This is a genomic window from Mesorhizobium sp. M1A.F.Ca.IN.022.06.1.1 (assembly GCF_003952605.1).
GTDB lineage: Bacteria > Pseudomonadota > Alphaproteobacteria > Rhizobiales > Rhizobiaceae > Mesorhizobium.
This window is the reverse complement of sequence record NZ_CP034455.1, coordinates 5,848,745-5,875,423: the sequence shown is the minus strand read 5'-3', so window position 1 is coordinate 5,875,423 and position 26,679 is coordinate 5,848,745. Positions and strand designations below refer to the sequence as shown.

The 26,679-nt window shown below is 63.9% G+C and carries 23 protein-coding genes and 1 pseudogene; 11 read left to right on the top strand and 13 right to left on the bottom strand.

The genetic code is table 11. The features are described from left to right. Window positions 1-57: 57 nt before the first annotated feature. Window positions 58-1,026, bottom strand: coding sequence for an alpha/beta fold hydrolase (locus tag EJ078_RS27875; protein ID WP_095825227.1), 969 nt, complete (start codon window positions 1,024-1,026; stop codon window positions 58-60). Window positions 1,027-1,123: 97 nt separating this feature from the next. Here EJ078_RS27875 and EJ078_RS27870 point away from each other — a divergent pair, with 97 nt between their 5' ends. The 5 genes from EJ078_RS27870 to EJ078_RS27850 all read left to right on the top strand — a co-directional run bounded on the left by EJ078_RS27870 (window position 1,124) and on the right by EJ078_RS27850 (window position 4,649). Continuing rightward, the gene (locus EJ078_RS27870; RefSeq protein ID WP_127215174.1) at window positions 1,124-1,864 is read left to right on the top strand and encodes a competence/damage-inducible protein A; all 741 of its coding nucleotides are present in this window, start codon (window positions 1,124-1,126) and stop codon (window positions 1,862-1,864) included. Window positions 1,865-1,967: 103 nt separating this feature from the next. Continuing rightward, on the top strand, window positions 1,968-2,801 hold the full coding sequence (locus tag EJ078_RS27865; RefSeq protein WP_067328185.1) for a universal stress protein: 834 nt from the start codon (window positions 1,968-1,970) through the stop codon (window positions 2,799-2,801). Between the two features lie 211 nt (window positions 2,802-3,012). After that, window positions 3,013-3,513: a xanthine phosphoribosyltransferase gene (gene gpt / locus EJ078_RS27860; RefSeq protein ID WP_066998919.1), complete on the top strand. Its 501-nt coding sequence runs from the start codon at window positions 3,013-3,015 to the stop codon at window positions 3,511-3,513. Between the two features lie 220 nt (window positions 3,514-3,733). After that, window positions 3,734-4,222 (top strand): NUDIX hydrolase, encoded by a 489-nt coding sequence (locus tag EJ078_RS27855; RefSeq protein ID WP_127215173.1) that lies wholly within the window; start codon window positions 3,734-3,736, stop codon window positions 4,220-4,222. Window positions 4,223-4,337: 115 nt separating this feature from the next. Next, complete coding sequence (locus tag EJ078_RS27850) at window positions 4,338-4,649, top strand: PilZ domain-containing protein (RefSeq protein WP_127404194.1); 312 nt, start codon at window positions 4,338-4,340, stop codon at window positions 4,647-4,649. Between the two features lie 51 nt (window positions 4,650-4,700). Here the strand turns inward: EJ078_RS27850 and EJ078_RS27845 are convergent, their stop codons facing one another. The 3 genes from EJ078_RS27845 to EJ078_RS27835 all read right to left on the bottom strand — a co-directional run bounded on the left by EJ078_RS27845 (window position 4,701) and on the right by EJ078_RS27835 (window position 8,926). After that, the gene (locus EJ078_RS27845; protein WP_164750421.1) at window positions 4,701-6,014 is read right to left on the bottom strand and encodes an ABC transporter ATP-binding protein/permease; all 1,314 of its coding nucleotides are present in this window, start codon (window positions 6,012-6,014) and stop codon (window positions 4,701-4,703) included. A 408-nt stretch (window positions 6,015-6,422) separates the two neighbouring features. After that, a complete protein-coding gene (locus EJ078_RS27840; protein WP_127215171.1) occupies window positions 6,423-8,102 on the bottom strand; it encodes an NAD+ synthase in 1,680 nt (559 codons plus the stop codon). Window positions 8,103-8,206: 104 nt separating this feature from the next. Continuing rightward, a complete protein-coding gene (locus EJ078_RS27835) occupies window positions 8,207-8,926 on the bottom strand; it encodes a DNA-3-methyladenine glycosylase I (RefSeq protein ID WP_127215170.1) in 720 nt (239 codons plus the stop codon). A gap of 197 nt (window positions 8,927-9,123) precedes the next feature. Here EJ078_RS27835 and EJ078_RS27830 point away from each other — a divergent pair, with 197 nt between their 5' ends. Together EJ078_RS27830 and EJ078_RS27825 are read left to right on the top strand one after the other, a co-directional pair. Then, window positions 9,124-9,684, top strand: a complete 561-nt coding sequence (locus EJ078_RS27830) for a DUF1003 domain-containing protein (RefSeq protein ID WP_127215169.1) — start codon at window positions 9,124-9,126, stop codon at window positions 9,682-9,684. After that, entirely contained in the window at window positions 9,684-10,292 is a 609-nt protein-coding gene (locus EJ078_RS27825) for a DedA family protein (protein WP_127215168.1), read from the top strand. Before EJ078_RS27830 ends, EJ078_RS27825 begins: the two co-directional genes overlap by 1 nt. A 23-nt stretch (window positions 10,293-10,315) precedes the next feature. On the opposite strand, the gene EJ078_RS27820 is transcribed toward EJ078_RS27825, so the two are convergent. Together EJ078_RS27820 and EJ078_RS27815 are read right to left on the bottom strand one after the other, a co-directional pair. Continuing rightward, window positions 10,316-10,675, bottom strand: a complete 360-nt coding sequence (locus EJ078_RS27820; RefSeq protein ID WP_067328170.1) for a diacylglycerol kinase — start codon at window positions 10,673-10,675, stop codon at window positions 10,316-10,318. 76 nt (window positions 10,676-10,751) lie between these two features. Then, entirely contained in the window at window positions 10,752-11,171 is a 420-nt protein-coding gene (locus tag EJ078_RS27815) for a GFA family protein (RefSeq protein WP_127215167.1), read from the bottom strand. 322 nt (window positions 11,172-11,493) lie between these two features. On the opposite strand from EJ078_RS27815, the gene EJ078_RS27810 reads away from it, so the two are divergent. From EJ078_RS27810 to EJ078_RS27800, 3 genes and pseudogenes are all read left to right on the top strand, one after another. After that, a complete protein-coding gene (locus EJ078_RS27810) occupies window positions 11,494-12,564 on the top strand; it encodes a diguanylate cyclase (protein WP_127404115.1) in 1,071 nt (356 codons plus the stop codon). 72 nt (window positions 12,565-12,636) lie between these two features. Continuing rightward, window positions 12,637-13,013: pseudogene (locus tag EJ078_RS27805) on the top strand (MbcA/ParS/Xre antitoxin family protein). Next, window positions 12,973-13,740 (top strand): RES family NAD+ phosphorylase, encoded by a 768-nt coding sequence (locus EJ078_RS27800; RefSeq protein ID WP_066998946.1) that lies wholly within the window; start codon window positions 12,973-12,975, stop codon window positions 13,738-13,740. Before EJ078_RS27805 ends, EJ078_RS27800 begins: the two are co-directional and overlap by 41 nt. Here EJ078_RS27800 and EJ078_RS27795 read toward each other — a convergent pair whose 3' ends face one another. The 4 genes from EJ078_RS27795 to EJ078_RS27780 all read right to left on the bottom strand — a co-directional run bounded on the left by EJ078_RS27795 (window position 13,741) and on the right by EJ078_RS27780 (window position 20,010). Then, a complete protein-coding gene (locus tag EJ078_RS27795) occupies window positions 13,741-14,445 on the bottom strand; it encodes a hypothetical protein (protein WP_127217342.1) in 705 nt (234 codons plus the stop codon). 187 nt (window positions 14,446-14,632) lie between these two features. Beyond that, window positions 14,633-16,006: a 3-deoxy-7-phosphoheptulonate synthase class II gene (locus EJ078_RS27790; RefSeq protein ID WP_067328161.1), complete on the bottom strand. Its 1,374-nt coding sequence runs from the start codon at window positions 16,004-16,006 to the stop codon at window positions 14,633-14,635. Window positions 16,007-16,217: 211 nt separating this feature from the next. Next, on the bottom strand, window positions 16,218-19,715 hold the full coding sequence (gene mfd, locus EJ078_RS27785; protein WP_067328159.1) for a transcription-repair coupling factor: 3,498 nt from the start codon (window positions 19,713-19,715) through the stop codon (window positions 16,218-16,220). A gap of 7 nt (window positions 19,716-19,722) precedes the next feature. Next, a complete protein-coding gene (locus EJ078_RS27780; RefSeq protein ID WP_067328436.1) occupies window positions 19,723-20,010 on the bottom strand; it encodes a succinate dehydrogenase assembly factor 2 in 288 nt (95 codons plus the stop codon). 93 nt (window positions 20,011-20,103) lie between these two features. Between EJ078_RS27780 and recG the strand changes: the two genes are divergently transcribed. Further along, complete coding sequence (gene recG, locus EJ078_RS27775) at window positions 20,104-22,212, top strand: ATP-dependent DNA helicase RecG (RefSeq protein ID WP_067328157.1); 2,109 nt, start codon at window positions 20,104-20,106, stop codon at window positions 22,210-22,212. Here the strand turns inward: recG and EJ078_RS27770 are convergent. The 3 genes from EJ078_RS27770 to glmU form a co-directional block, all read right to left on the bottom strand. Further along, window positions 22,164-22,919 (bottom strand): DUF502 domain-containing protein, encoded by a 756-nt coding sequence (locus tag EJ078_RS27770; protein WP_067000327.1) that lies wholly within the window; start codon window positions 22,917-22,919, stop codon window positions 22,164-22,166. The two genes, recG and EJ078_RS27770, sit on opposite strands and share 49 nt — an antisense overlap. 290 nt (window positions 22,920-23,209) lie before the next feature. After that, window positions 23,210-25,033, bottom strand: a complete 1,824-nt coding sequence (gene glmS / locus EJ078_RS27765) for a glutamine--fructose-6-phosphate transaminase (isomerizing) (RefSeq protein WP_067000325.1) — start codon at window positions 25,031-25,033, stop codon at window positions 23,210-23,212. A 232-nt stretch (window positions 25,034-25,265) separates the two neighbouring features. Next, on the bottom strand, window positions 25,266-26,633 hold the full coding sequence (gene glmU / locus EJ078_RS27760) for a bifunctional UDP-N-acetylglucosamine diphosphorylase/glucosamine-1-phosphate N-acetyltransferase GlmU (RefSeq protein WP_127847166.1): 1,368 nt from the start codon (window positions 26,631-26,633) through the stop codon (window positions 25,266-25,268). Window positions 26,634-26,679: the final 46 nt, after the last annotated feature.

Sequence of the window (26,679 nt, the reverse complement as noted above, 5' to 3'; positions counted from 1 at the left end):
GTGTGACGGTTCGTGAACGGACGCGATCCCTCTCGGCCTTTGACTCGAACGGGATCCTCACGCTGGGAATGCGCGCGCGGCGATGCGCTCGATAAAGGCTACGACGCGTTCCGGTTCCACGAATTGCGGCATGTGCCCGAGCCCTTGGACGCGTTCGAAATCGAGCTCTCTGATCCTGCCCGGCATCGGTTCGCCATGAGCCGCGATGCCGATCACCCGGTCATCCGCGCCGAACAGAATGCCGGCCGGCATCAGGATCTCGCCATAGCGCTGTTCGAGGCGGCCGAGATCCTCTTCCACCGCCACGATATCGGTGGAGGTCGCCTGGAAATGGGCGGGCCGCAACCCGAGCCAACCACCTCCGGCGATCATGTAGTCCCCCGGCACGGCTTGCGGCGCAAAGATGAACTTCATCGTCGGCTCCGCATATTTCAGGCTGTACGGTATCGCTAAAGTATGGGCCAAGATCCAGCGCTTCAGGCGCGAGGGAACATAGAGCAGGTCGAATTTCTGGCGCACCCTCGCCTCCAGATGCGTCAGCGGCGCGATGAGCGCGATGCCGGAAATCGCCGTCGGATGCTCGATCGCAAGTGCAAGCGCGATGGCGCCGCCCAGCGAATGACCGACGATCAAAGGCCGTTCGAGCCCAAGCTCCTCGATGAAGCGCCGCACCACTTCCGCCTGTTCGGGCAGACGGCCGCTCGCCCCGCCCGCCCGCACCGAGTATCCCGAGCCCGGCCGGTCGAGAGCGATCAGCCGGTAGCCGGCGCCGAAGCGGCCGAACAGCGTGTGCCGGAAATGATGGAGTTGCGCGCCGAGCCCGTGCAGGAACACGATCGGCCTGCCCTCGCCTGTTTCGACATAGTGGATGCGGCTGCCGCCGATCTCGATGAACTTGCCGCACGCCGGTACCAGCCTCTCGGCCTTGGTCGCGATCCACGATGTTGCGAGCATGAAGCCGAGCACGACGGCGGCCGCCGCAACGAGCAGACCACCGATCAGCCATGGCAAAATCGATATCAGCATCTTGCACCCGAGCCGTACCGACGCACCTTACTCGCAACCGTGTCTGCCACAAGAGCCCCGCCTCGCGTGCGCATTGCGGCCGGCTGTCCGCTGAGCCATGCCCGAAATCGTCACCGCCGCCATGCTCGTCATCGGCGACGAGATCCTCTCCGGCAGGACCAAGGACAAGAATATCGGCCATCTCGCCGATATCATGACCGCGATCGGCATCGACCTGAAGGAAGTGCGCATCGTTCCCGACGAGGAGGACGAGATTGTCGCCGCCGCCAACGCGCTGCGCGCCCGCTATACTTATGTCTTCACCACCGGCGGCATCGGCCCCACGCATGACGACATCACCGCCGATTCGATAGCCAAGGCCTTCGGCGTGCCTTGCGAATACGATGCCAGGGCTTACGCCATGTTGGAGGCAAGCTATGCCGAGCGCGGTATCGAATTCACCGAGGCGCGCAAGCGCATGGCGCGCATGCCGCGCGGCGCCGACCACATCGATAATCCGGTATCGATCGCGCCAGGCTTCCGTATCGGCAACGTTCACGTGATGGCCGGTGTGCCGTCGATCTTCCAGGCGATGCTCGACAATGTCGTGCCGACGCTGAAGACCGGCATCAGGATGCTGTCGGCCACCGTGCACTGCCCGTTCGGCGAAGGCCTGATCGGCGGACCGCTGGCCGACATCCAAAAAGCGCATCCCGACACCATTATCGGCTCCTACCCGAAATATGGCGAGGGCAAATTCTGGACCGAGCTCGTCGTGCGCGCCCGCGACGAAGCGGCGCTAGAGGCCGCGCGCAAGGATGTTGCGGCCATGGTGGCGGGCCTGTCGGTCGCGAGCTGACCCCGGAACCAGAAGGCGCGCGCCGACGTTTCTGGCACGGCACTTTCGTTGCGGCCATTGATGCCGGTGGCGATCTTGCGCCGATAAATTTGAGGGATCTGCCATGCGCTTCAAGACGATCGTCGCCATTCTGCAGAACGAACAGGACGCCGAGCGCGTGCTCGATTGCGCCATCCCGCTTGCCGAGCGATTCGAAAGCCACCTCGTCGGCATCCACGCCGAAGCGCTTCCCGTCCCCTATACGTCGGCAACAGGTTTCCCCGACACCGAATTCCTGCAGGTCTCGGCCGAGATGAACAAGGAGCGCGCCGAGAAGCTGCAGGCGGTCTTTCTCAGGCGCGTCGAGGATTCCGACCTGTCCTTCGAGTGGCGGAGCCTCGAAAGCTTCTCCGGCGACAGCGCGCTGACCGGCATTTCGAGCGTGCGGGCGGCTGACCTGATTATCGCCGCGCAGCGCGACACCGGGGGCGATCCGGGCGCCGATGTCGATACGCTGGTCTACGATGCAGGCCGGCCGGTGCTTGTCGTTCCGCATGCCGGGCCGCTCGTCACCACCTTCAGGCGTGTACTGCTGGCCTGGAACGGCAGTAAGGAAGCGGCTCGTGCAGCATTCGATGCCTTGCCCTTCATCAGCGAGGCGGACAAGACCGACATTCTCGTCATCGATCCGCCGGAAACGCTCGACGAGGCTCCCGAGGCGGCGGGCGCCGAGATCGCGGCTGCCTTGTCACGCCACGGCGCCAATGTCAGCGTTTCCGTGCAGAAATCGGGGGCAAGCTCGGTCGACGACATCATCCAGGAGAGGATCGCCGAATCCGGCGCCGATCTGCTGGTGCTCGGCGCCTACAGCCACTCCTGGCTGCGACAGCTCCTGTTCGGCGGCGTCACCCGCACCGTGCTGCGCACGGCAAACGTGGCAGCCTTCCTGTCGAGATAAGCCTGTCTCCGCGAAGTGGGAATCGGGTTCGGGGGACAAGGACATGTATCAAACAGGGAACTTGCACCGCGTCGCCTGAACAGCGCGACGCGGTATAAGTACACAGCCATCCCTGGCGGCCACCTTGCCAAGGCCGGCGCTTTCCGGCTAATTCCGGCTGCATTCCATCGTATCTGCGCGCTGCGGCGCGCGCTTGCGGAGTGCACGAACCATGTCCCTTCCCGAAAAAGCCTTTCCGGTCTCCTGGGACCAGTTCCACCGCGATGCCCGCGCGCTCGCCTGGCGGCTTTCCGGCACCAACAAAGGCCAGTGGAAGGCGATCGTCTGCATCACCCGAGGAGGACTGGTGCCCGCCGCGATCATTTCGCGCGAGCTTGGCATCCGCGTCATCGAAACGGTCTGCGTCGCCTCCTATCACGACTACACGAGCCAGGGTCAGTTGCAGGTGCTGAAGGAGATCTCGCCTTCGCTTCTTGCCGATGACGGCGCGGGTGTGCTCATCATCGACGACCTCACCGATACCGGCAAGACGGCCGGCATCGTGCGCGCCATGATGCCGAAGGCGCATTTCGCCACCGTCTATGCCAAGCCGAAGGGAAGGCCTCTGGTCGATACATTCGTCACCGAGGTCAGCCAGGACACCTGGATCTACTTCCCGTGGGACATGGGCTTCACCTATCAGAAGCCGATTGCCGACGATCACGCCGGCTGATCGTTGGAAGCTGCTGTTTCCGTCCAGCGCCCGCCCAAATCACTGTTTGCTGTATAGAGAAGGCTCTCGGGGAGAAGGCTCTCGGGGGCGATGATTTCGCAATTGCCTGCCCTGTCCGGGTTAACCAACCCGAGTGAAGTTTTTTACTTTTATCGTCCACAATACGTCGTAAGATTCGTTTGATGGCAAATGATTCTAGAGGCTCGGGGCAGCTTCTACGATGTTGACGAGGCCAACGACGCACAACCAGATGGCCGAAAGAGTCCGACGACTCTTCGGCTCAGTGCCTTGCCGCCTGCAGGTTGCAGCCCTGCCTTGGCGTGAGAACGAAAACGGCGTCGAGATCATGCTGATCACCAGCCGCGATACCGGGCGCTGGGTGCTGCCGAAAGGCTGGCCGGAAGCCAGGGAGCCGCTTTGCGTAGCTGCCGCCCGCGAAGCGGGCGAGGAAGCGGGCTTGCACGGCACGGTCTCGCATCTCGAAGCCGGCCGCTATTTCTACGGCAAGGTCCTGGCATCCGGCGAGGAAGTGCCTTGCGAGGTCCTGGTGTTCCCGCTCAAGGTCGACCGCGTCGCGGACCGCTGGAAGGAAAAGCGCGCCCGCACTCGCAGATGGGTCGGCTCCGCCGAGGCCGCCGGCATGGTCAACGAGCCCGATCTTTGCCAGATCATTGCCTATTTCTGCGCCGATCCGCATAGATTCGCCTGAGTCATCGCTCAAATAACGCATATGTGACCCGACGAGCATGCCGCACGTTGCGGTGCGCGAACATCGGTGCTTTGTGTGGTTAATGCAGTGCCGATTCGGCTAATGGCGTCGATCAATGACGAACTCCGCGCAACCACTTGAAGAAAACTCCGGCGAACACCGGCGCGAGCACCGCCAGCGCGTGCTCAAGGGCGGGACGATCATCACCGGTATCCAGAATTCCGAGGTCAGTTGCACGTTGCGCAATCAGAATGCCGGTGGCGCCGAGCTGAAAGTCGCACCGGAATCACGCGTTCCCGATCGTTTCCTGCTCTACGTCCCGCTCGATGGCGTGGCTTATCGCGCGGAAGTCCGCTGGCGCCGCAACAACCGCGTGGGCGTCAAGTTCACCGGTACCGAGGCCAAGCCCAAGTTGCACTACGGCTGACGGTCGGTCCGCAAGGCGGGAAGGCACCCGGCCGAAGCCGGATGCCTTTCCTCAGGCGACCAGGCCTTTGGTGAGTTCGAGCGCCTGGCGCTCGAACAGCCGACGGTAGATACCACCGTTCAGCCGGATAAGCTCGTCATGCGAGCCTTCCTCGATGATGCGGCCGCGGTCGAAAACCAGCAGCCGGTCGAGTGCCCGCACGGTCGAAAGCCGGTGTGCGATGACCAATGTCGTGCGCCCGACCATCAGCCGCTCCATCGCCTTCTGGATGAGCACCTCCGATGCGGAATCCAGGCTCGATGTCGCCTCGTCCAGGATCAGGATGCGCGCATCGGCCAGGAAGGCGCGCGCGATCGCCACGCGCTGGCGCTCGCCGCCCGACAGTTTCACGCCGCGCTCGCCGACCAGGGTTCCGTAACCCTTGGGCAGATCGGCAATGAAGTCGTGCGCGCTGGCGAGCTTCGCGGCATGCTCGATCTCGGCCTGCGTTGCGCCCGGCCTGGCATAGGCGATGTTCTCGGCCAGCGACCGGTGAAACAGGATCGGCTCCTGCTGCACGATGGCGATCTGGCTGCGCAACGTGCCGTTGAACGTGCCGCGCACCCAGGTACGGCCCGTGCGCAGACGCCATTTGGCGACCACGCGGGCAAGCCGCGCTTCCTCGCGCGCCTCGGCGCCAAAACCCTTGACCACGGCATTGCAGCTCACCGCGTCGGCCAGCGCGCCGCCGAGGCGTGTATCCCAGCTGTTGGCGAGGCGTGCCGCCGGCGCGACGTAGCCAAGCGACAGCATGCCGGTGACGGCGATGAACAGCACCGAGCCGATCGCGACCACCAACCCCATCATCGGCCAGAACCAGCCGAGCAGCAGCGTCGAGCCGACCAGCATGACGAACGACGGCAGCAGCGCGATCAGGATCGTGTCGTTGAGCAGGTCGAGCGCCCACATGCCACGCGTTATCTTGCGCACCGTCGAGCCGGCGAAGCTGTTGGCGTGCCAGTCCGTCGAGAAGCGCTGGACGCGGTGAAACGCGTCGGCGGCGATGTCCGACATCATCTTCAGCGTCAGTTCGACAATCCCCATGAAGGCGGCGTTGCGCAGCACCACAGCCGCCAACGCCAGCGCCATCAGGATGGAGAACGCCGTCATTGCGGCGTGCCACGCAACCTCGTCGGCGCCGGCGCTGCTAGCGACCGCGTCGACCAGCCGGCCGGAATAGAGCGGCGTCAGCACGTCGGCCAGCGTCGAGAGCAGGAATGCGCCCATGATGAGCGACAGGCGCCACGGCTGGCGGCGCCAGTGGCCAAGCGTGAAGCCGAGTACGCTGCGAAAGGCGCTGGCGCGCAGATCTATTCTGAAAACCATGATGTCATCCGGGCGCACAGAGGCCCGGTCCCGCTAAAATCAAATTGGAAAACCCGCGCCGGCGCCCTATGGCGCCCTTGAAACGGGGAGGTTCAGTATGGCTGGTCGCGCGCCCTCGGTGGCGACCGGCAGAGCCAGATGCCTGCCTGCGGATGGCCTTCCGAACGGAGTTCGGACGGCCGGTGCAGATCTAGGCTTCGCGGCCTCGCATAACGATGTCAAATCCTGCCATACGGTCCTCCCGAAAGGGAATCGCGGAAGCGCTCTTATAGACGCGGCTCACCATCTCGCCAAGGCAGGGCGGCGCCAGGAGGGCTTCTTGTCCGGCCACTGAGACGATTTTGCAACAATGGTGGATTGCGCTGCGAACAGCGCCGGTTCAGGCGAACAGCTTTGCGTTTCAGCGGACTAGCGGCGATCCCGGAACCGATTGGTGATCGGGTAGCGGCGGTCGCGGCCGAAATTCTTCTTCGTGATCTTCACGCCTGGGGCCGCCTGCCGGCGCTTGTACTCAGCAATGTAGAGCAGATGCTCGACGCGCGTCACCGTCGCCCGGTCGTGGCCGCGCGCGACGATGTCGTCAACGCCCATCTCGTGCTCGACCAGGCATTCGAGAATGTCGTCCAGCACCGGGTAAGGCGGCAGCGAATCCTGGTCGGTCTGGTTTTCGCGCAGCTCCGCCGACGGCGCCTTATCGATGATGTTCTTCGGAATGACCTCGCCCGATGGGCCGAGCGCCCCAGGCGGCACATGCGCGTTGCGCCAGCGCGCCAGCGCATAGACCTGCATCTTGTAGAGGTCCTTGATCGGGTTGAAGCCGCCATTCATGTCGCCATAGAGGGTGGCGTAGCCGACCGACATCTCACTCTTGTTGCCGGTGGTGACGACCATCGAACCGAACTTGTTCGAGATCGCCATCAGGATCGTGCCGCGCGCACGGCTCTGCAGGTTTTCCTCGGTGATACCTTCCTGAGTGCCCTCGAAGAGCTGGGTCAGCGCATGCCGGAAACCTTCGACCGGCTCGGAGATCGGCACGATGTCGTAACGGCAGCCGAGCGCGCGGGCGCAATCCTCGGCGTCCTTCAGCGAGTCCTTCGAGGTATAGCGATAGGGCATCATGACGGTGCGCAGCCGCTCCTCGCCAAGCGCGTCGACCGCCAGTGCAGCGCAGATCGCGGAGTCGATGCCGCCGGAGAGGCCGAGCACCACGTTCTTGAAGCCGTTCTTGTTCACGTAGTCGCGCAGGCCCAGCATGCAGGCCCGGTAGTCGGCCTCCTCCCGCTCCGGAATCTTCGACATTGGGCCTTCGGAACAGACCCAGATGCCATCCCTTCGCTTCCAGGTGGTGACGTCGACGGTCTCCTCGAACTGGCTCATCTGGAAAGCAAGCGTCTTGTCCGCGCCAATGGCGAAGGAGGCGCCGTCGAAGATGAGTTCGTCTTGGCCACCAAGCTGATTGGCGTAGATCATCGGCAATCCGCATTCGATGACCTGACGGATCACCACCTGGTGGCGGACGTCGATCTTGGCGCGGTAGTAGGGCGAGCCGTTCGGCACAAGCAGGATCTCGGCGCCGCTCTCGGCCAGCGTCTCGCAGACGGCGATGTCGCCCCAGATGTCCTCGCAGATCGGGACACCGATGCGCACCCCGCGAAAATTCACCGGCCCTTGCAGCTCCGGCCCGGCCTGGAAAACGCGCTTCTCGTCGAACTCGCCATAGTTCGGCAGGTCGAGCTTGTAGCGCTCGGCGATGATCTTGCCGCGATCGGCGAAGACGATGGAGTTATGCGTGCCGCTCTTGCGCTTCAGCGGCGTGCCGATGATGACGCCAGGACCGCCATCGGCAGTGTCGCCGGCGAAATCCTGCGCTGCCTTTTCGCAAGCCTTCAGGAAGGCCGGCTTCAACACCAGGTCTTCCGGCGGATAGCCGGCGAGGAAGAGCTCGGTGTAGAGCACCAGATCGGCGCCCTGGCGGGCCGCAACCGCCCTTGCCTCGCGCGCCTTGGCGAGATTGCCGGCGACGTCGCCGACGGTCGGGTTGAGCTGGGCGACGGCAATGCGCAGTAGGTCGGGAGCGGTCTGGGTCATGAATTGGATTTAGCGTGGCGGCAATCGCCGGGCAATGGCGATTGCTTGTGCCACCCAGGACTGGCCGGCGAATGCCGGTCAAGTCCCGCTGCAGCCGCAGGCGATCAGGCCTGCTCGCCCATATATTCGCGCAGCGTCTCCGGCGAATGGTTCTCGCCGATCGACATCGCCAGAATGCGCGAGATGTGCCGGCGCGGCAGCTCGGTCTCGGCGGACCATCGGTTGATCTGCGCCTGGATCTTGTCGAGGTCCCGCTTCGAGGTCGGGCTTTCGGCGATGTCGAGACCGGCGTCGCGCAGCGCCGCCGCCATGTCGGCGGAAACAATGAAGGTGTCCCACTCCAGCCAGCGCAGAAAATACTGGCCGGTGTTGCCGCCGAGCCGGCTGCCATGCTTGCCGAGATAGGCGGTCAGCCCGACCTGGTCGTCGGCCGGCCAGTCGGCCAGGAACTTGCCGAAGCCGCCATGTTCCTTCGAGACGCGGTCGACGAAAGCCGCGTTGTCGCGCACGGATTTGATCTTTTGCGGGTTGCGCACGATGCGCTTGTCGGACGCCAGCTCGTGCCAGAAGTCGTCCGGCTGGAACAGGAGCCGCTTCGGCTCGAAGCCAAGGAACGCCTCCTCGAAACCAGGCCATTTCTGCTCGATCACCCGCCAGACGAAACCGGCGGCAAAGATGCGCTCGGCCATGGTGGAGAGGATGCGGTCGTCATGAACCTTCGCCACGGCAGTGTTGTCGGGCATGGGTCCGAGCAGCGACGCCAGCGCCTCTTCACCGCCCTTGCGTTTTGCCGCCCGGGCACGAATTTGCTGGAAGTCGGCCATTTCCGCCCTCGCCTGTTCCGACCAATCTATCACTTCCCGTCAGGCTCGGTAGCCTCTACCTCTATAAGCAATTCCAGGAAAAGTGCGCAGCGGTTTTCCGTCCGGAATTGCGTGAGGTAAGTGAGCAATCTCAGGAAAAACGCGCAGCGGTTACCATCCGGATTCTTGGAAACGCGGGCCTGACGACGGAGAGGACGATGAACAAGACGGTCGAGGATCTGTCGAACCGCTGGCTGAAGCGACAGCCGGACGGTCTCTCTCCTCTCGAGAGCCGCGTGCTCAAGTCGACGCTGGAACGCACCACCATCACCAGGGACACCAACGAGGCAGTCGCCTTCCATCAGAGCTATGGCGATCGCGTTGCCGACACGATCGCCCGTATCGGGGGCTCATGGTCCTTCATTCTGGGCTTCATCGCCTTTCTGGTGCTGTGGACCTTTGGCAATGTCTGGCTCTTGTCGCGGAACGCCTTCGATCCCTATCCCTTCATCTTCCTCAACCTCGTGCTCTCGATGGTCGCCGCCTTGCAAGCACCGGTGATCATGATGTCGCAGAACCGCCAGACCGAGCGTGACCGCATCGACGCCGCCCATGACTATGAGGTCAACCTGAAGGCCGAGATCGAGATCATGGCGCTGCATGAGAAGCTCGACGAACTGCGCCACAGTGAGCTCATCGGCATGCGCGACGAGATCCTGCGCATGGCCGAGCAGATCAGGCGGATCGACGAGAAGCTGTCGGCGCGGTCGGCGGGCTGATGACCGAGGCCATCCATCGTCTCATCGAGCAATACGGGCTGATCGCGGTCTTCCTTGGCTGCGTCGCCGAGGGCGAAAGCGCTGCCATCCTCGGCGGCTTCTTCGCCCATCAGCACATATTCGTGCTCTGGCAGGCTTTCCTGGCCGCGTTTCTCGGCGCCTTCGCCGGCGACGCGGCTTTCTTCACCCTCGGCCGCAGCTTTGCCGATCATCCCTATGTCGTCAGGCTGCGCAGGCGGCCGGGTTTTCGCCGCGCCTACCGGCTGCTCAACACCCATCCCAACATCTTCGTGCTGACGAACCGCTACATCTACGGAATGCGGCTTGTCGGCGGCATCGCCGCCGGGCTGTCGACCGTGTCGGTGCCGCGCTTCGTCATCCTGAACGCCATCTCGTCGGCAGTCTGGGCAGCCCTCTTCGGCACGGTCGGCTATGTCTTCGGGCTGGGAGCGGAGCGCATGGTCGGCCAGGCATTTGCCCGCCATGAGCGCGTGCTCGTAGCCCTCGCCGTCGGCATCGCTGTGGCCGTCCTGGCCGGACTGGTTGCCCGCCATTTTGCCGGAAGGGAGCGCGCAAAGGACGCAAAAGAGGATCAGGCCGAATCCTAAGCTGTCGGACCGATGCCTCCCGGTCAGATCGGCGCGCCGATGATGCGCTCGATGATGGCAATGCCCCAGACGCCCCCCGCGATCACGATCGAAATCAGCACCGCCAGCGAGCCGCAGTCCTTGGCGAGCTGGATGTCGATGTGGAACTCGCGGGAGATCGCGTCGCACGCAGCCTCGATGCCTGTGTTGAGCACCTCGACCAGAATCATCAGCAGAACCGCGCCGATCAGCAAGGCGTAGCCGCGCCAGGATACCGAGATGAACCAGCCGGCCGGCAGAGCGAGCGCAAGCAGCATCAACTCCTGCTGGAACGCCTTTTCGTGAGCAGCCAGCTTGCGGAAAGCCCGCACCGAGTTGATGAAAGCGTCGATCAGCCGCTGCATGCCCAGCCCCGTTTCGAATCACCGTGAGGGGATATCGCAACAGCCGGGTCAAGGGAATAAGGCAGGCGGCCCAAAGTCACTCGTCCGCGACCTTTATCGACGGCGTCGACTTGTCGAACTGCGGCAGGCCGTCGTCGATTGCATAATAGTCGCCCTTGTCGCTGACGAAGATGTGGCTTTCGGCCGAAAGCCCGGTCGGCTTGTCGAACGAGCCGGCCATGATGGAGATCGTGTCGAGCTCGTTGTGCTTCCAGAACAGCACCGAGCCGCAGCTGCGGCAAAAGCCGCGTTTCGCAATGTCGGACGCGCCGTACCAAGCAAGCGCGTCGGCCCCCTCGATGTCGATGTCGGCGTCCCTCGAAGAAGTCGCTGCAACGAAATGGCCGGTTTGCTTGCGGCACTGCGAGCAGTGGCAATAGACCACTCCGCGCAGCGCTCCTCTCGTCGTGAAGCGCACCGCTCCGCACAGGCACGATCCAGTGTGATTTTCGCCCATCCCGGCCTCCTTCAACGCGATTCACCTCAAGCGCGCCGGACAAGATTCCAGTTTTGCGCTCGTCCGGCGCAGGCAAATGCGACACCGAAGCGGCGCGTTTCAAAAGCTGCGCCGGCACCGCAGTGCAACCTGAAGCAGCGAAAACGGTCTGGAAACGCCCGCCATTAAGGAAACTTTAGCGCAGCTGCATTTATGGTTCCTGCAGGCGATGGTCGTGTTGGGGACACGGCCTAGCATCGCAATTCTGATTCGATCCCCATATTGGCGGCTCCCGGCGGTGGCCGGTCTCCGGTCGCGCACTGAAGGGGGTAGTGAACAGAGTATGCAGCCGGCAGCCGTCCCGAGCGACAGAAATGGCGACATCGCCAGCACCGTTGTGGCGACCATGCGCCAGCTCGGCCTGCTCGGCCTGCCGCGCAACTACGAAATCTTCTATGAAGCGCTGAGCGGCAGCAATCACGAGCTCAGCCTTGCTGTCGTCTCGTTGAGCAACCGGCCGACGCAAGAGGATCTCGATCGCATCGGACGCACCTTCTTCCCGCAGCACCACGGGCCTGCGATCGTCGAACACGCCCGCGAGGTGGTCGCCAAGGAGCTTGAGGACGTCGCCGCGCTGCTGCGCAGCGAGCGCAGCCATATCGAAAAGTACGGCCGCATCCTCGACGAGACGTCGAGCGGCCTGAGCAATCGCAGCCTGCTTTCCCAGGATCTGCTGCAAAAGATCGCCGGCGCGATGTCTGCCGCCACCAGCTCGACGCTGGATCACAACCGCCAGATCGCGAGCACGCTCAGCGAAAAGACGGCCGAGCTCGAGAGCGTCAAATCGAAGTTGGAGGAATACAAGCGGCTCGCCAATACCGATCCGCTGACGCAGATCTGGAATCGCCGCGCCTTCGACAAGGAAATCACGCGCATCTACAACAGCAACCGCGGTATCCTCTTCAACGCGCTCATCCTTGCCGACATCGATCGCTTCAAGGAAATCAACGACCGTTACGGCCATCCGGTCGGCGACAGGATCATCCAGATCATCGCCGACATCTTCCAGTCCAGCATCCGCGCCGACATGTTCGTGGCGCGCACCGGCGGCGAGGAGTTCGCGCTGATCGTCGAAGGCGCCAGCGAGGACACCACCTATGAAATCGCCGAGCGCATCCGCGTGCTGATCGAACAGACGCCGTTCACAAGCAGCCAGACCGGGATGAACTATGGCACGGTGACTGTCTCGATGGGCATTTGCATGGCTTCCGAGGCCGACACCCCCGTAGACCTCTACACCAAGGCCGACCGCGCGCTCTACCGCTCCAAGATCGGCGGCCGCAACCGCGTCACCAGGCATTCCACAATGGCCGGCCGTGCCGGCAAGGGCTGGCTGCTCTACAAGAAGGACTGAGGGCACATTGGATACCCTTTCCAAATGAATTTCTGTGGACTATATTTTCCACGGAAATGAAAGGGTGCGCTCATGCCACGTCCAGTCGCTGCCGCGACGGCGGCAGAAAATGCCGTCATCACCAAGGCCACGCTGCGCGCGGCCGACCTGCTCGAGATCACGGCGCGAACGCTTGCTCTGGTCATCGGCGTCTCTGAGGCGACGGTCTCGCGCATGCGCAAGCAGGAGTTCCTGCTCGAGCGCGGCACCAAGCCGTTCGAGCTTGCGGTGCTGTTCGTGCGGCTGTTCCGCTCGCTCGACGCCATCGTCGGCGGCGACGAGACGGTCGCCCGGGCATGGCTGAAGAACCCGAACACGGCGCTCGACGGCACGCCGCTCGAAAAATCCTGACCATTGCCGGACTTGTCGATGTCATTGCCTACCTGGATTCCCGACGCGCTCTCGTCTGAGGCCGTCAGGCTCGAAGGCAAATATTGGCGGATGGTCGAGGCGCAGCATCGCGTCTCGACCCTGAAGCTGGTCGACAGGCTCGACGAGCAGGGCCTGCTCGAAGACCTCATCGAGGAAAGCAAGCCGCGGATCCCGCTGGAATGCCGCCACCTTCACTATCTTCTGGCGACGCCATTCCGCTACGGCTCGATTTATCCGTACGGCTCGCGCTTCCGCCGCGCCGGCAAGACCAAGGGCGTCTATTACGCCGCCGAGACGGTGCTGACGGCAGTGGCGGAAATGGCCTTCTACCGCTTGCTGTTCTTTGCGGAATCGCCGCAAACGCAATGGCCGAACGACGCGGCCGAATATACCGCCTTTGCCGCGGCCATCAGATGCGAGAAGGCCGTCGACCTCACGCGGCCGCCGCTCGACCGCGACGAGAAGGCGTGGACGGATCCGACTGACTATGCCGCCTGCCAGGCCATCGCCGACGTGGCGCGCGAGGCGGGGATGCAGGCCATCCGCTACCGCTCGGCGCGCGATCCGAAGGGCGCCAACATCGCGCTCTTGACGTGCAGCGGTTTTGCCAAGGCCAAGCCGCTGGAGCCTCATACCTGGCGCATCCGCATCGGCTCGTTCGGGGTCCAGGCAATCTGCGAATTTCCAGACAGGCGGCTGGAATTCTCAAGGACGAGCTTTGTCGATCCGAGGCTGGCGAATATGCGCTGGGAGCGCGGGCGCTAGTTAAGCCAGAATGTTGACCGCACGCGCGGCGACCAGCGCGATCGTCAGCAGCGAGATCATTGCCTCGGCCATCATCAGGAGCTTGGCGCGCTGAGTGAGCGGCAATGTGTCGGTCGGCGAGAACGCCGTCGCATTGGTGAAGGCCAGGAACGCGTAATCGACAAAGCCGGGCAGCCAGTCGCGGATCTCGCGATCGGCCAGCGTCATCTGCGGGAACAGGAAATCGGCATGCGCGCGCTTGACCAGGCCGCAGGTCGGCGGGCCGCCGCGGTCGGTGCTCCAGAACCACAGCGCGAAGACGATGACGTTGGTGACCCAGATGTTGAGCGCGTCGACAAGCAGCGTCGTGCCGGCGCCGGCATGGCCTGCCAGCAGCTTCTGGACCAGAAAGACCAGCGAGCCGCAATTCATGATGCTGATGACGCCGGTCATGACCAAGGCGGTACGGCGGATGAAGACGCGAAACCGGCCGATCGCATACCAATGCTCGTGATCGACGGCCTTCTGAGTCGCCATTTGCGTCCAGGCCGTTGCGATCGACAAAGGCACGAGCAGCGCCGCCTCGATCGCGGGCGCGAGCCAGCGCGGACCGAAGGACAGGTCGTTGATGACCAGAAGCTGCAGGCAGATGACGACAAGCACCGCCGCCCGCGCCGACCAGAAGTCGATCGCGCGGTGATGAACGATGGCATGCTCGTGGCGCATGGGGGACCTGTGTCGTGTGCGCGGTTTTCGACCGCGGGCGACATCTCCACCTCAATCTTGGTCTTGCGATGGTCGCGTAACTATAAATTTTCGTAAGGTTTCGGCGGCCGGCGGCTCGCAGGATCGGCCCAAACGAAAAAGGCGTCGGACTTTGTCCGACGCCCCGGTTCGATCGCTGGCAAGCGGCTTAGGCGTTGGCGGCTTGCTTGTGCTGGATCGTATGGCTTTTCTTGAGCAGATCCGAGACCAGGAAGGCCAGTTCGATCGCCTGGTCGGCATTGAGGCGCGGATCGCAATGGGTGTGATAGCGGTCCTGCAGGTCTTCCGCCGTGATGGCCCGGGCGCCGCCGGTGCACTCGGTGACGTTCTTGCCGGTCATCTCGACATGGATGCCGCCCGGATGCGTGCCTTCGGCGCGGTGCACCTCGAAGAAGGTCTGCACTTCCTTCAGGATACGGTCGAACGGCCGCGTCTTGTAGCCGGCCGCCTCGATCGTGTTGCCATGCATCGGGTCGGAAGACCACACCACGTTGCGGCCCTCCTTCTTCACCGCCCGCACCAGCTTCGGCAGATGCTCGGCGACCTTGTCGGAGCCGAACCGCGCGATGAGCGTCAGCCGTCCGGGCTCATTCTCGGGGTTGAGCAGGTCGATAAGCTCCAGCAGGCCGTCCGGCGTCAGCGACGGACCGCATTTCAGGCCGAGCGGATTCTCGATGCCGCGGCAATATTCGACATGCGCATGGTCGGGCTGGCGGGTGCGGTCGCCGATCCAGATCATATGGCCCGAAGTCGCGTACCAATCGCCGGAAGTCGAATCGACGCGGGTCAGCGCCTCCTCGTAGCCGAGCAGCAGCGCCTCGTGGCTGGTGTAGAAATCGGTCTCGCGCAGCGCGAAATTGGTTTCCGACGTGATGCCCACCGCGCGCATGAAATCCATCGTCTCGGTGATGCGGTTGGCGAGCGATTCGTATTTCTCGCCCTGCGGGCTGTCGGCAACGAAGCCCAGCATCCAGCGATGCACGTTCTCCAGGCTGGCATAGCCGCCTTGCGCGAAGGCGCGCAGGAGATTGAGGGTCGCCGCCGACTGGCGATACGCCATCTCCTGCCTTGCGGGATCCGGGATGCGCGACGCGGCGTCGAACTCGATGCCGTTGATGATGTCGCCGCGATAGCTCGGCAGCGTCACGCCGGCCTTGGTCTCGCTGTCGGAGGAGCGCGGCTTGGCGAACTGGCCGGCGACGCGGCCGACCTTCACCACCGGCTGCGCGCCGGCGAAGGTGAGCACCACCGACATCTGCAGGAAGACGCGGAAGAAGTCGCGGATGTTGTCGGCGCCATGCTCGGCAAAGCTCTCGGCGCAGTCGCCGCCCTGGAGCAGGAAGGCCTCGCCGGCGGCGACCGCCGCCAGTTGCTTCTTCAGCTTGCGCGCTTCACCGGCAAACACCAGCGGCGGATAGGTGGTGAGCCGGGCTTCCGTGGCCTCCAGCGCCGCAAGGTCCGGATAGGCCGGAACCTGCTTGATCGGCTTTGCTCTCCACGAATTCGGCGACCATTTTGTCATCGCTGCACCCAAAACTCTTCAGAGCAATTCCAGGAAAACTGTGAACGGTTTAGTCCGGAATTGCGTCAAAACAAACTGGCGAGCGGTCTCGCCCGCCATTCCCGCCCCAATCAGAGGTCGCGGCTCCTTACACGAAGCCGATTTTCTATTCTAGCCGGGAATTTCAGCAGCGGCGAATGCCTTGAACTGCTCGGATGCCAGTGTGAAGCCGTCAGGCAGCTTTGTCGACCAGCCGCGCCAATTGAGTCATGACAACAGCCGAGCCGGCCAGCCGCTTCTCCGCATTCGGCCAATCACGCATGAAGACGACGCTGTGGTCGGCCCTGATCTTGGCCAGCGAGCCCTGCTCGCCGATGAATTTGACCAGTCCGACCGGATTGGGGAATTCGCGCTTGCGGAAGTGGATGACGACGCCCTTGGGGCCGGCATCGAGCTTCTCGACATTGGCCTTGCGGCAAAGCGCCTTGATGAAGACGATCTTCAATAGATGCGTCACTTCTTCCGGCAGCGGCCCGAAGCGGTCGATCAGCTCGGCGCCGAAGCCGTCGATCTCCTCGGTGGTCTCCAAGTCGCCAAGGCGGCGGTAGAGCGCCATCCTGAGCTGCAGGTCCGGCACATAGCTCTCCGGGATCATCACCGCGGTGCCCACCGCGATCTGCGGCGACCAGCCGCCATCCAGCACTTCGCCGGAATCCTTCACTTCGGCCACCGCTTCCTCCAGCATCTGCTGGTAGAGCTCGAAACCGACCTCCTTGATGTGGCCGGATTGTTCCTCGCCGAGGAGATTGCCTGCGCCGCGGATATCGAGGTCGTGGCTGGCAAGTTGGAAACCAGCGCCGAGCGTATCGAGCGACTGCAGCACCTTGAGCCTGCGCTCGGCCGTATCGGTGAGCTTGCGGTTGGCCGGCAGCGTGAACAGCGCATAGGCTCGCACCTTCGAGCGGCCGACGCGGCCGCGCAACTGATAGAGTTGGGCCAGACCGAACATATCGGCTCGGTGGATGATCAGCGTGTTGGCGGTCGGAATGTCGAGGCCGGATTCGACGATGGTCGTCGACAGAAGCACGTCGTACTGGCCGTCATAGAAGGCATTCATGATGTCGTCGAGTTCACCGGCCGGCATCTGGCCGTGGGCGACCGCTACTTTCAGCTCCGGCACGGATTCTCTCAGGAAATCATGGATTTCGGCAAGATCGCTGATACGTGGCACGACATAGAAGGAATGGCCGCCGCGGTAGCGCTCGCGCAGCAGCGTCTCGCGGATGACCAGCGGATCGAAGGGCGAGATGAAAGTGCGCACCGCCATGCGGTCGACCGGAGGGGTGGCGATCAGCGACAGCTCGCGAACACCGGTCAGCGCCAACTGCAGCGTGCGCGGAATCGGCGTCGCCGAAAGTGTCAGCACATGCACGTCGTTCTTGAGCTCCTTCAGCCGCTCCTTGTGCTTGACGCCGAAATGCTGCTCCTCGTCGATGATCAGCAGGCCGAGATTTTTGAAGGAGATCGAGCTACCGAGCAGCGCGTGCGTGCCGACGACGATGTCGACCGTGCCGTCGGCGACGCCCTTCTTGGTCTCGGCCAGTTCCTTGGAGCCGACCAGGCGCGATGCCTGCGCGACGCGGATCGGCAGGCCGGAAAAGCGTTGCGAGAAGGTCTTGAAATGCTGCCGCGACAGCAGCGTCGTCGGCACCACGACGGCGACCTGGAACCCTTCCATCGCCGCGATGAAGGCGGCGCGCAGCGCCACTTCCGTCTTGCCGAAGCCGACGTCGCCGCAAACCAGCCGATCCATCGGCTTGCCGGCGCCGAGATCGTCCATGACGGAATCGATTGCCGTCTGCTGGTCGTCGGTTTCTTCATAGGGAAAGCGCGCCGCGAACTCGCCATAAAGGCCGTCGGCCGGAATCATGGCGGGTGCTGCGCGCATCTGCCGCTCGGCGGCGATGCGGATCAATTGCCCGGCCATGTCGAGCAGCCGCTTCTTCAGCCGCGCTTTGCGCGCCTGCCAGGCGCCGCCGCCGAGCTTGTCGAGTGGCGCTTCCGCCGAATCCGATCCGTAGCGTGAGAGGAGCTCGATGTTTTCGACCGGCAGGAACAGCCGGTCGTCGCCGGCATAGTGGATTTCGAGACAGTCATGCGGTGCGCCGACCGCTTCGATGGTGCGCAGACCAATGAATCGGCCGATGCCGTGGTCCGCGTGAACGACGATGTCGCCGGATGACAGCGACGATGCTTCGGCAATGAAGTCGGAGGCACGCTTTTTGCGCTTGGAGCGGCGGATCAGCCTGTCGCCTAGAATGTCCTGTTCGGCGACGACGACCATCCCGTCGGTCTCGAAGCCGGATTCGAGCGGCAGCACGGCAAGACCGGCCTGCCCCGGCTCGAGCTTTTCGACCTCGGAAAGAGTCGCCACCGGTTTCAGGTTGCCGAGATGATGCTCGGCGAGGATCTGGCCGAGGCGGTCGAGCGAGCCCTCGGTCCAGCCGGCGACGATGACGCGGCGGCGCGCGGCGCGCTCGTCGGCAATATGCTTCACCACCACGTCGAAGACATTGCTGTTCGGGTCGGCGCGCTCCTCGGCGAAGCTGCGGCCTTGCCGCGAGCCCGCATGGAAGACCTTCTTGCCGCCGACATCGGGTGCGTCGAAGACGGTGAAATCAATGTCCTCGCGCGGTCCGAGCGAGGCTTTGAGATTTTCCGGCGAGAGATAGAGCAGATCCGGCGCCACCGGCTTGTAGGGCACGGCATCTTTCAGCGCGCCGTCAGCCTGCTTCCGCCGCGCCTCATAGTGATCGAGGATCAGCGTATGGCGCTCGGCCAGCGCCTCATGCGCGAGATGATCGAAGATGACAGGCGCGTCCGGCAGATAGTCGAACACCGTCTCCAGTTGCTCGTAGAAGAAAGGCAGCCAGTGCTCCATGCCGGCAAAGCGCCGTCCTTCGCTGACGGCTGCATAGAGCGCATCGTCGCGCGACGGCGCGCCGAAGGCTTCGATATAGGAGCGGCGGAAGCGGCTGATCGTTTCCGGCGTCAGCGCCACCTCGCTCATCGCCTGCAGCGCCATCGACTTGCGCTGGCCGGTCGTGCGCTGGGTCGCCACGTCGAAGACGCGGATCGATTCCAGCGTGTCGCCGAAGAAGTCGAGCCTCAGCGCCTCGCTCCAGCCGGGCGCGAAGAGGTCGAGAATGCCGCCGCGCACCGCGAACTCGCCGACGTCGCGCACCGTCGGCACGCGCTCGAAACCGGAATTCTCCAGCCGCGCGATCAGCACGTTCATGTCGATCTGGTTGCCGGGCTTGGCGTGGAAGGTCTGCGCCTCGATCAGTTCGGCCGGCGGAATGCGCTGCAAGAGCGCATTGGCCGTCGTGAGGATAACGGCGCGGTGCGGCTTTTTCGCCAGCGCAACGATTGCGGAGAGCGCGTCGAGGCGCCGCGCGGCGGCATCCGCGCCCGGCGAGACACGATCGTAAGGCAGGCAGTCCCAGGCAGGCAGTTCCAGAACCGGCAGGCCGGGAGCGGCAAAGGCGAGCGCATCGATGATCGCCGGCAGCCGCTGGCCGTCGCGCGCGACGAACAGCACCGGCTTGTCGGGCGCGATCTCCTGCGCCGTCCGCGCCAGCGCGAAAGCTTCGTAACCGTCGGCGACGCCATCGACGATGAACTGGCCGGCGCGGCCCTTCGGCAGGCCAATGGAGGGAATGAGACTCATGCTTCTTTCAAAATGTCATGGTCCGGCGCGACGCCAGGATCTTCTGCAGCACCGCGCAATCGATATCGGGCGGAACCGGGCGCTCGCCGGTGATCATCGGCAGGAATTCGGTGTCGGAGATTTCGAGGAGCTTTTCATATTGGTCGATTTCGTCGGCGGTCAAGGCGCCGATCTCGGCATCGGCGAAGGATCCCAGGATGAGATCCATCTCGCGCATGCCGCGATGCCAGGAGCGGAACAGCAGCTTGCGGCGGCGGACGTCCAGTCCCTCGCTTGATCGCTGTGTTCCGGTCATCGCGCTGCATCCCTGTTCGAAGCGGCGCATATAGCGTGGATAGCGATTGGTGTCAGCCTTTGCGCTGCGGCCTCCGCGACATAAGCTGACGAGATGCGTCCTTCCATCCTCGATCCCCTGTTCGTCCCGATCACCTCGCTCGCCGGCGTCGGCCAGAAGGTCGGGACCATGATCGAACGTGTCGTGCCGGCCGATCTCGGCGACCGCGCCGCGCGCGCCGCCGATCTTCTGTTCGTGCTGCCCAACACGGTTATCGACCGCCGCAACCGGCCTGGCATCGCGCTAGCGGCCGAAGGCCAGATCGTAACACTCGAGGTGCGGGTCGACCGCCACCAGCCGCCGCCGCGCGGCAACAGGTCCGTGCCCTACCGGATCTACGCCCATGACGACACCGGCGAGATCGCCTTGACCTTCTTCCATGCCCATGCCGCCTATCTGCAGAAGATGCTGCCTGAGGGCGAGCGCGTCGTAATCTCCGGCCGCATGGAATGGTTCAACGGCCGCCCGACCATGGTTCATCCCGACCATATCGCGCCGCTCGACGAGGCCGAGGGCCTGCCGCTGGTCGAGCCCGTCTATCCGCTAACCGCCGGCCTGTCCGCAAAAGTGCTGCGCCGCGCCATCGGACAGGCGCTCGGCCGCTTGCCGGAACTGCCGGAATGGCAGGACGACGCCTTCATGCGCCGCCACACCTTTCCGTCCTTCGGCGATGCGCTGACCCGCATCCACTATCCCAAGGACCCGATCGACGTTGCCGTCGAGGGTGCGGCCTGGCGGCGCCTGGCCTATGACGAGCTCCTGGCAGGGCAGGTGTCGCTGGCGCTGGTGCGCGCCAGAATCCGCCGCCTTTCGGGCCGGCCGCTGGTCGGCGACGGGCGCGTTGTCGAGAAACTGCGCGCTGCCCTGCCCTACAAGCTCACCCTCAGCCAGGAATTCGCGCTCGGCGAAATCAACGCCGACCTGGCCGACCCCGAACGCATGCTGCGTCTGCTGCAGGGCGATGTCGGCTCCGGCAAGACGGTGGTCGCGCTGCTTGCCATGGGGCGCGCGGTCGAGGCAGGCGGCCAGGCTGCGCTGATGGCGCCGACCGAAATCCTGGCGCGGCAGCATCTGGCGACCATCGCCCCGCTGGCGGAAAAAGCCGGCCTCAGCGTCGCCGTCCTTACCGGCCGCGAGAAGGGCCGCGAACGCGCCGAAACACTGGAAGGCCTCGCCAGCGGTGCGATCGACATCGTCGTCGGCACGCACGCGCTGTTCCAGGAGACGGTGACCTTCCACGACCTCGTGCTTGCCGTCGTCGACGAGCAGCACCGCTTCGGTGTCCACCAGCGTCTCGCCATCACCGCCAAAGGCGACGCGCCCGATATGCTGGTGATGACGGCGACGCCCATTCCGCGCACGCTGGTGCTGACCGCCTTCGGCGACATGGATGTCTCGAAGCTCACCGAAAAGCCGGCGGGCCGCCAGCCGATACGCACCGTCACTTTGCCAATGGAGCGGCTGGACGAGTTGGTCGGGCGCATGGTCGACGCCGTCGCCGAGGGTCAGAAGATCTACTGGATCTGTCCGCTGGTCGAGGAATCCGAAGAGATCAAGCTGATGTCGGCGGAAGACCGCTTCGCTTCGCTGAAGCCGCTCTTCGGCGAACAGATCGGCCTCGTCCATGGCCGCATGAAAGGGGCAGAGAAGGACGATGCGATGCGCGCCTTCAAGCAGGGCGAAACGCGCATATTGATCGCCACCACCGTCATCGAGGTCGGCGTCGACGTGCCGGACGCCACGATCATCGTCATCGAGCATGCCGAGCGCTTCGGCCTTGCCCAGTTGCATCAGTTGCGCGGCCGGGTCGGGCGCGGCGACAAGCCCTCGTCCTGCGTGCTGCTCTACAAGGATCCGCTCGGTGAGACGGCGAAGCGCCGGCTGTCAGTGATGCGCGAGACGGAGGACGGCTTCCGCATAGCCGAGGAGGATCTGAAGCTGCGCGGCGAAGGCGAACTGCTGGGCACCCGTCAGTCCGGCACGCCAGGTTTCCAGGTCGCGCGCATCGAGTTCCATGCCGACCTGCTCGAAGCCGCCCGCGACGACGCACGGCTGATCCTGTCGCGCGACCCCGAATTGCAGTCTGGGCGCGGCGAGGCGCTTAGGCTGTTGCTCTACCTGTTCGGGCGCGACGAGGCGGTGCGGCTGCTGCGCGCCGGCTGAGCCGCGCCCAGCGCCGGATTGGCAAGCGGCCCTTCGATCGGCTCGCCGTTCAGCGTCACCAGCTTGGCCTTGACCTCCGGCGCCACCATGCCGGCCGAAACGATCAGCTTGGCGCCGTCCTCGATCGTCATGTCGAGCAGCACGATCTCGGATTTATAAACATACATCAGGAAGCCTGTGGTCGGGTTCGGCGTGCAGGGCATGAACACCGCGATCAACGGATCGCCTTCCTGGTCGAGCTTCTGGTTGATCTCGGTTTCCTTCTCGCTGGCGACGAAGACCAGCGACCAGACTCCCTTGCGCGGATATTCGACCAGCCCGACCTGGCGGAACATGTCGCCCTTGTTTGACAGCACCGTCTCGAAAATCTGCTTCAGGGAGCGGTAGATACCGCGCACCAGCGGCATGCGGCCAAGCAGCCGCTCGCCGAAATTGACGATTGCGCGGCCGACGATGTTGGCCGTCATGAAACCGATGAACGTGATCAGCACCAGCGCCACGATCAGCCCGAAGCCGGGGACCGGAAACGGCAGATAGGTGTCCGGATTGTAGCGGGCGGGAATGTAGGGTTTCACCCAGGAATCGACCCAGCCGATGAGCGACCAGGCGATATAGGCGGTGATCGCCAGCGGCGCGCAGACGATGAAGCCCGTCAGGAAGTAATTCCTGAGCCGGGTCATGCCAGAGGTCTTCAGGGCGTCGGACATAGGATCACCGCGGCGCAGATTGCGGTTGAACTTTAGTGAACCGCAATTCGGTTTGGAACTGCGAAGTTTTTAAAGAGCGCTCTCTATGAAGCGGCTTTCAGCGTTCCAAATGGAAGCTCCTGCGTTCGCGACTGGCTGCAACACCCCTCCCTTCGTCATCACGCGCGGAGCAAGGAGCGAAGCGACGCGGCGTAGACCCAGGATCCATTCCGCGACGCCCCTCGAGGAGTGAAAGGGCCATCGGCAAGCCATACTTCGAACTACGGTGCCCAAAAGAAGCAGTGACAGTGCTATTCCACCGTGACCGATTTCGCCAGATTGCGCGGCTGGTCGACATCGGTGCCCATGAACACTGCGGTGAAATAGGCGAGCATCTGGATCGGCAGCGCGTAGATGATCGGCGCGATGATCTCAGGTACTTCGGGCAGGATGATCGTCTCCATCGACTTGATGCCGGCCTGGGCCGCGCCCTTGGCGTCGGTGATCAGGATGATCTTGCCGCCGCGCGCCGCGACTTCCTGCATGTTGGAAACCGTCTTTTCGAAGATGCGGTCATGCGGCGCGATCACGATAACCGGCATGTTTTCGTCGATCAGCGCGATCGGTCCGTGCTTCAGCTCGCCGCCGGCATAGCCTTCGGCGTGGATGTAGGAGATTTCCTTGAGCTTCAGCGCCCCTTCCATGGCTAGTGGAAAATTGGTGTCGCGGCCGAGATAGAGCACATCCTTGTAGCGGGACAGCTCACGCGAGATGCGTTCGATCTGCTCGTCGAGCTTCAGCACCTGTGTGGCAAAGCGCGGCGCCTCGGAAAGCTCGCGCACCAGCCGCTTCTCCTCATCGCGCGAGATCGTCCCGCGCGCCACGCCGGCCCGCACTGCGAGCGAGGCCAGCACGGAGAGCTGGCAGGTGAAAGCCTTCGTCGAGGCGACTCCGATCTCCGGCCCGGCAAGCGTCGGCAGCACGACGTCGGATTCGCGCGCCATGGTCGATTCGCGCACATTGACGACCGCGCCGATCTTCATGCCGGCCTGGCGGCAGTAGCGCAGGGAAGCCAGCGTGTCGGCGGTCTCGCCCGACTGCGATATGAAGAACGCCGCGTCGTTCCCGGACAACGGCATCTCGCGGTAACGGAATTCCGAGGCGACGTCGATGTCGACCGGCAGCCGCGCATAGCGCTCGAACCAGTATTTGCTGATCAGCCCGGCCAGATAGGCGGTGCCGCAGGCCGAGAGCGCCAACCGGCCGATCTTGGCAAAGTCGAAGGGCAGATCGAGCGGCCTCGACACGCCGGAGACGAAATCGACATAATGCGCCAGCGTGTGCGAGATCACCTCCGGCTGCTCATGGATTTCCTTTTCCATGAAATGGCGGCGGTTGCCCTTGTCGACCATGAAGCTGGTCGAGAGCGACTGCTGGCGCTTGCGGTCGACCTTGTTGCCGTCGGCGTCATAGATGGTGACGCTGTTGCGACGCACTTCCGCCCAGTCGCCATCTTCGAGATAGGTGACTGCGTTGGTGAAAGGCGCCAGCGCGATCGCGTCCGAGCCCAAAAACATCTCGCCGTCGCCATGGCCGACGGCAAGCGGCGGACCGTTGCGGGCGCCGACGATCAGATCCTCGTCGCCCTTGAACATGATCGCCAGCGCAAACGCGCCCGAGAGCCGCTTCAGCGCCTGGTGCGCTGCCTGGACCGGCTTCAGCCCCTTGGCGAGCTCCCGCGCGACCAGATGCGCGACGACCTCGGTATCGGTCTGAGAGGCGAATTTGTAGCCATCGCGGGAGAGCTCGTCGCGCAGCTCGGCGAAGTTCTCGATGATGCCGTTGTGGACAATCGCGACGCCTTCGGAAAAATGCGGATGCGCATTGGTCTCGTTCGGCACGCCATGGGTCGCCCAGCGGGTATGGCCGATGCCGATCGTGCCTTCCAACGGATCTTCTTTCAGCCGGCGTTCGAGATTGATGAGCTTGCCTTCGGCGCGGCGGCGGCCGAGCGTGCCATTCTCGATGGTGGCGACGCCGGCCGAGTCATAGCCGCGATATTCGAGCCGCTTCAGCGCATCGACGATCAGCGGCGCGACCTGTGAATGGCCGACAATTCCAACGATACCGCACATACGCTGCCCCCGATTCCCCGCGAAAACCCAGCGCTATTTACGGATGGCCGGCCTGCCGCGAAAGTCACTTTGCGTTTCGTTCGGTGTCACCCGGAACGGTTTTGCGACTGATGCACCATGACACGCCGCGCTTGCAATCCGGTTACTGCAAATGGTTGGTTTTTCGCGGCGCGGTGCTCGATCATTTATGGTTGGCGCCAGCGGCGCCGGCCCAGCAAACGTCCTTTGACGATCATTCCGCTGCTCTCCTCTTCGCCGCGGCCGCCGAGGCGAAGCGCTCGCGCAACTCCTTGCCTTTTCCGGGCAGCGTCTTCTGTCGGGCGCGGCCGAAGGCCAGCGCATCGTCGGGCACGCTCTCGGTGATCACGCTGCCCGAAGCGATGTAGCCACCCTTGCCGATCGTGACCGGCGCCACCAGCGCGGAGTTGGAGCCGACGAACGCGCCCTCGCCGATATCGGTGAAGAATTTGGAAAAGCCGTCATAGTTGCAGGTGATGGTGCCAGCGCCGATATTCGCCCCAGCACCGACCCGCGCGTCGCCGATATAAGTCAGGTGGTTGACCTTGGCGCCTTCCTCGATCGTTGCCTGCTTGACCTCGCAGAAATTGCCGACCTTGGCCTTTTGCCGCAGATCGGCGCCCGGCCGCAGCCGCGCGAACGGCCCGACATCGCAATTGGAAGCGATCGTGGCGCCTTCGATATGGCTGAAGGCGTGGATTTTTGCCCCTGAAGCGATCTTGACGCCCGGGCCGAACCAGACATGCGGCTCGACAATCGTATCGGCACCGATCTCGGTGTCGTGCGAGAAGTAGACGGTTTCAGGCGCGATCAGCGTCACGCCGGCAAGCATCGCCTCGCGCCGCTGGCGCGCCTGCCAGATAGCTTCCGCCTCGGCGAGCTCGGCCCGGTTGTTGATGCCGAGCGCGCTTTCGAAGCTCGCCTCCGTGGCCACCACATCGAGCCCGTCCGCGCCGGCGAGCTCGACGATGTCGGTGAGATAGAACTCGCCCTTGGCATTGTTGTTGCCGACCTTGTCGAGCAGCCGAAGCGCCTGGTTGCCGGCCACCGCCATCATCCCGGCATTGCAGAAGCCGAGCTTTTTTTCCGCCTCGGAGCAGTCCTTCTCCTCCCTGATGGCGACGAGACGCCCGCCCTTCTCGATCAGCCGGCCGTATCCCGTCGGATTGGGCGGGCGGAAGCCGATCACCGCAACGGCAGCACCCTCCGCCAGCTTCTGCCGCGCGGCAGCCAGCGCTGCCGCATCGATCAGCGGCGTGTCGCCGAACATGACGAGGATGTCGTCGTAGCCCTTCGCTATCGCTTCGCGCGCGGCAAGCACCGCATGGGCCGTGCCGAGCCGCTTCTCCTGCACGAAGGTCTCGGCTTTCGGCGCGAATTTCTGCACCGCCTTCCGCATCTCGTCGGCGCCGTGGCCGATCACCAGCGCCAGACCCGTTGCCCCGGCGGCCTCAGCGGCCTTCACCACATGAGCCACCATCGGCAGGCCGGCAATGGCGTGCAGCACCTTGGGCATCGCGCTCTTCATGCGCGTACCTTCGCCGGCGGCGAGGATGACGGACAGGCAGGATCTCTGGCTCATAGGGCAACCGTATGAAAGGATTCAAATCATCGCATGCTAGCAGCGG

Bases quoted from the DNA above. Each gene is read 5' to 3' on its own strand.
- EJ078_RS27835 (WP_127215170.1), bottom strand. From the start codon at position 8,926: ATGGCCGACTTCCAGCAAATTCGTGCCCGGGCGGCAAAACGCAAGGGC.
- EJ078_RS27790 (WP_067328161.1), bottom strand. From the start codon at position 16,006: ATGACAAAATGGTCGCCGAATTCGTGGAGAGCAAAGCCGATCAAGCAG.
- EJ078_RS27820 (WP_067328170.1), bottom strand. From the start codon at position 10,675: ATGCAGCGGCTGATCGACGCTTTCATCAACTCGGTGCGGGCTTTCCGC.
- EJ078_RS27875 (WP_095825227.1), bottom strand. From the start codon at position 1,026: ATGCTGATATCGATTTTGCCATGGCTGATCGGTGGTCTGCTCGTTGCG.
- recG (WP_067328157.1), top strand. From the start codon at position 20,104: ATGCGTCCTTCCATCCTCGATCCCCTGTTCGTCCCGATCACCTCGCTC.
- EJ078_RS27855 (WP_127215173.1), top strand. From the start codon at position 3,734: ATGTTGACGAGGCCAACGACGCACAACCAGATGGCCGAAAGAGTCCGA.
- glmS (WP_067000325.1), bottom strand. From the start codon at position 25,033: ATGTGCGGTATCGTTGGAATTGTCGGCCATTCACAGGTCGCGCCGCTG.
- EJ078_RS27830 (WP_127215169.1), top strand. From the start codon at position 9,124: ATGAACAAGACGGTCGAGGATCTGTCGAACCGCTGGCTGAAGCGACAG.
- EJ078_RS27840 (WP_127215171.1), bottom strand. From the start codon at position 8,102: ATGACCCAGACCGCTCCCGACCTACTGCGCATTGCCGTCGCCCAGCTC.
- EJ078_RS27815 (WP_127215167.1), bottom strand. From the start codon at position 11,171: ATGGGCGAAAATCACACTGGATCGTGCCTGTGCGGAGCGGTGCGCTTC.
- EJ078_RS27800 (WP_066998946.1), top strand. From the start codon at position 12,973: ATGTCATTGCCTACCTGGATTCCCGACGCGCTCTCGTCTGAGGCCGTC.
- EJ078_RS27795 (WP_127217342.1), bottom strand. From the start codon at position 14,445: ATGCGCCACGAGCATGCCATCGTTCATCACCGCGCGATCGACTTCTGG.
- EJ078_RS27810 (WP_127404115.1), top strand. From the start codon at position 11,494: ATGCAGCCGGCAGCCGTCCCGAGCGACAGAAATGGCGACATCGCCAGC.
- mfd (WP_067328159.1), bottom strand. From the start codon at position 19,715: ATGAGTCTCATTCCCTCCATTGGCCTGCCGAAGGGCCGCGCCGGCCAG.
- glmU (WP_127847166.1), bottom strand. From the start codon at position 26,633: ATGAGCCAGAGATCCTGCCTGTCCGTCATCCTCGCCGCCGGCGAAGGT.
- EJ078_RS27865 (WP_067328185.1), top strand. From the start codon at position 1,968: ATGCGCTTCAAGACGATCGTCGCCATTCTGCAGAACGAACAGGACGCC.
- EJ078_RS27850 (WP_127404194.1), top strand. From the start codon at position 4,338: ATGACGAACTCCGCGCAACCACTTGAAGAAAACTCCGGCGAACACCGG.
- EJ078_RS27770 (WP_067000327.1), bottom strand. From the start codon at position 22,919: ATGTCCGACGCCCTGAAGACCTCTGGCATGACCCGGCTCAGGAATTAC.
- EJ078_RS27780 (WP_067328436.1), bottom strand. From the start codon at position 20,010: ATGACCGGAACACAGCGATCAAGCGAGGGACTGGACGTCCGCCGCCGC.
- EJ078_RS27870 (WP_127215174.1), top strand. From the start codon at position 1,124: ATGCCCGAAATCGTCACCGCCGCCATGCTCGTCATCGGCGACGAGATC.
- EJ078_RS27825 (WP_127215168.1), top strand. From the start codon at position 9,684: ATGACCGAGGCCATCCATCGTCTCATCGAGCAATACGGGCTGATCGCG.
- EJ078_RS27845 (WP_164750421.1), bottom strand. From the start codon at position 6,014: ATGGTTTTCAGAATAGATCTGCGCGCCAGCGCCTTTCGCAGCGTACTC.
- gpt (WP_066998919.1), top strand. From the start codon at position 3,013: ATGTCCCTTCCCGAAAAAGCCTTTCCGGTCTCCTGGGACCAGTTCCAC.